The sequence below is a fragment of the Actinomycetota bacterium genome (assembly GCA_018830725.1).
GTDB lineage: Bacteria > Actinomycetota > Humimicrobiia > JAHJRV01 > JAHJRV01 > JAHJRV01.
The window spans coordinates 1-2,180 of record JAHJRV010000020.1 but is presented as its reverse complement, the minus strand read 5'-3'; the positions used below and the strand labels follow the sequence as shown (position 1 = coordinate 2,180).

The 2,180-nt window shown below is 29.1% G+C and carries 3 protein-coding genes; all 3 read left to right on the top strand.

Features of this window, described 5'->3' with window-relative positions; genetic code table 11:
- The first annotated feature begins 136 nt into the window (after window positions 1-136).
- Window positions 137-1,525: a putative DNA binding domain-containing protein gene (locus KKC53_00955; protein MBU2597743.1), complete on the top strand. Its 1,389-nt coding sequence runs from the start codon at window positions 137-139 to the stop codon at window positions 1,523-1,525.
- A gap of 3 nt (window positions 1,526-1,528) precedes the next feature.
- Window positions 1,529-1,807, top strand: a complete 279-nt coding sequence (locus tag KKC53_00950; protein MBU2597742.1) for a hypothetical protein — start codon at window positions 1,529-1,531, stop codon at window positions 1,805-1,807.
- A gap of 51 nt (window positions 1,808-1,858) precedes the next feature.
- A partial coding sequence (locus KKC53_00945) for a hypothetical protein (GenBank protein ID MBU2597741.1) occupies window positions 1,859-2,180 on the top strand: 322 nt, incomplete at its 3' end.

The following is a 2,180-nucleotide window of genomic DNA, read 5'->3' as shown; positions in this document are numbered from 1 at the left end:
CACTTTATGCTTTTCCTGTGGAAGAAATTGAAGAAATAGATATTGATAAAGAGTGGAAAGAGTTAAAAGAATTCGAAAATGAGATTGATGAAATTGAAAAAAAAATTGAGGTTTATTTAAAGGAGATTGAGTGAATATGAATCAAGAAGAATTAAAGTTGATATTAAAAGAAGGTGAAAATTATTTAACCGAATTCAAAGAAAATCTCTCTAAATTGGATAGAGAAATTGTTGCATTTGCTAATTCTTCAGGAGGAAGAGTATTTTTAGGTATTGATGATAAAAATGATGTTAAAGGCATAAAGATAACAAATAAACTAAAATCTGGTGTAAATGATATAGCAAGAAATTGTGATCCACTAATTTACATAAAACTAGATTCTATAAAATATAATGAAAAAGAGATACTGATAGTAGAGGTTTTAGAAGGTAATAATAAACCTTACCAATGTAAAGAAGGATTCTTTATTAGAGTAGGTCCTAATACACAAAAACTTAAGAGAGATGAAATTTTGGATTTCATAGTAGAGGTAAACAAAAAAACATTTGATTCTTTAACAAATAAAGAATTTGATTTTGAAGAAGATTTTGACAATGAAAAATTTTCAAATTATCTTGAGACTGCAAATATCAGCTCTGTTTTGAGTACAAATGAATTGTTGAAAAATTTAGGAGTTTTTAAAAAATATGGGATAACAAACGCAGGTATACTTTTCTTTGCAAAAAACCCTCAAAGGTTCTTTCCTCAAAGTGTTTATACTGCAGTTGTTTACAAAGATATTGAGGGAACAATAGTCGTTAAAAGAGAGGAGATTAACGGTGGTTTATTTGATGTTGTAGATAGAGTAATTGACTTTGTAAGATTTTACACAAAAGTTGCTTATAGGATTACTGGAAAACCACAAAGAGAAGACATTTACGAATATCCCTTAGACGCTATAAGAGAAGCCATTATAAATTCTGTTATGCACAAATATTATCCAGAACTAGGGCATAATAATATTATAGCCATATTCCCAGACAGAATAGAGATAGAAGATTATTGGATAAAGCCAAAAAGATTTATTTTAGGGCAAACAAAATTCAGAAGGAATCCAATTATTACTGAATTATTCTTTAGAATAGGACTTGGCGAAAAAATTGGATCTGGAATAAGAAGGATGCAGAAAATCTGTAAAGAAGTGAATGCTCCTGAGCCAGAAATAGATGCTCAAGAAAATTACTTTTATGTTACATTTAAGCCAAGTTATGAATATTTGGATTTTGTATCTATGAAAATCTCTAATAAAAGGTTGGTAGAAAGGTTGGTAGAAAGGTTGGTAGAAAGGTTGGTAGAAAATCAAAGGAAAATCTTATTACTTGTTAATGAGAATCCCTATATTTCTAAAAGGGAAATGTCTGAAAGAATAGGAATTAGCACTACTGCTGTAGATAAAAATATCATGTCTTTAAAGAAAAAGGGTCTTTTAAAAAGAATTGGACATGCCAAAGGTGGACACTGGGCGATTGTAAAGGATGTGAAATAAAAAATGAATCAAAAAATTAAACAGACAAAAAATGGAAGGAAAAAAGAAAGAAAAATTAAGGCGTTGTTGAACCTTAAAGAAATAGAAGTATATGAACCTGATAGTTATTCTTCGTCCACTTGTGGAGCTTATTGTTTATTTTCAATAGAATGTAATGGGAGACATGGGTATACAGAGGATCCGAACTTTGGAGACATTATATTTGAAGTTATTAATACAAAAAGAAAAGGGGATGAAGTTGTTTTAAAAATCAAAGCAAAAATCAAAGAGGAACAAGAATAAAATGATTGAAACAAAATTTAAGCAAACAAAAATCGGAAAAATCCCAGAAGATTGGGAAGTTGTGAAAGATGTGAAATGAAAATGCTAACACGAAATCTTTTATTTAATGATGGTAGTTTGAGTGAGTTTCTTGAGAGTAAAAAAAGAGAACTTTCTAAAGAAATTCAGGAATATAATCCTAATTATATTTTAAATGTGAGTATAATTGACCTTTGCAATTATTTATATAATAGGTATAAGTTAGATGCTCCAGTACTTGATGAAGAAAATATAACTGTTGACCAACAAGAAAAAGATATCGATGTTAGCAAGGATCCTGTGAGATATATTCGTGACAGAAGCAAACCTTTTTATTTGAAAGGTACAAGAATAT